General features: G+C 36.4%; 1 pseudogene. It reads right to left on the reverse strand.

The features are described 5' to 3' along the window. Positions 1-1365, reverse strand: a pseudogene (locus tag AC5EAH_RS08105) (hypothetical protein); the annotation flags it as partial.

Below are 1365 nucleotides of genomic sequence, written 5' to 3' on the forward strand. Positions count from 1 at the left end.
CAAATTGTGGTTCTGGTGTGAATGTCACGATACCTTCTGGTGACACGACATACTTACCTTGACCTGGTACAACATAAACACCATTTTCTAATGGTAATTTTTCACCATTTTCATTTACTAATGTTGCCGGAACTTTATCATCTAATGCAACTTCTTTAGTTTTATCATCGATGACTGTATTTCCAGGTTCGAAATGCGGTTGGCCTGTTTGTGTTACACCTTGAATATTTGTTGATGTCACAGATTCTCCTGTTGGTTTAACTGGTATAACTGTTGGTGTATATTTCGCCTTAACTTTTGTACCATTTACATCTTGTCGTTCTACATAAACACCATTTGCTTTACCTACAAATTGTGGTTCTGGCGTAAATGTTACGATACCTTCTGGTGATACAACATACTTACCTTGACCTGGTGCAACATAGACACCATTTTCTAATGGTAATTTTTCACCATTTTCATTTACTAATGTTGCTAGAACTTTATCATCTAATGCAACTTCTTTAGTTTCATCATTGATAATCGTATTTCCAGGTTTGAAGTGTGGTTGTCCTGTTTGTGTTACACCTTGAATATCTGTTGATGTTACTGGCTCACCTGTTGGTTGAACAGCTACAACTGTTGGTGTGTATTTCGCTTGAACTTTTGTACCATTTAAATCTTGACGTTCTACGTAAACACCATCTGCTTTACCTACAAATTGTGGTTCAGGTGTGAATGTCACAATACCTTCTGATGATACGACATACTTACCTTGACCTGGTGCAACATAAACACCATTATCTAATGGTAATCTTTCACCATTTTCATTTACTAATGCTGCTGGAACTTTATCATCTAATGCAACTTTTTTAATTTCATCATTTACTTGTACTTGACCAGCTTCAAATATTAGTTGGCCTGTTTGTGTTACACCTTGAATGTTTACCGTTTCCACTGCATTAGCTGTTGGAGTTACTGGTACAATGTTTGGTTGATATGTTGCTTCTACAGTCGTACCATTTACATCTTCTGCTTGAACTTTTGCTGGTGTAACTTTACCTGTATAAGATTTATCTGTTGGTGTAAAGATAACTTCTCCTGTTGCACTTAAAGTATATTCACCAATCTTATGACCTTCATTATTAACTACATCTAATACTGCATCTTTTGGTAAGGCATTTCCGTTATCCAATAACTTAGTAGAATTTTCTTTAATTGGTACGGCTACATCTCCAGGCATAAAGATTGGTTTACCTTGTTGTACTGCACCTTGGATATCTGTTGTTTCTGTTGATTCAGCTGTTGGAACAACTTTCGTCACGATAGGCGTGTATTTCGCTTGCGCTTTTGTACCATTGACATCTTGACGTTCTACATAAACAC

It is taken from the genome of Staphylococcus sp. B1(2026) (assembly GCF_058895785.1).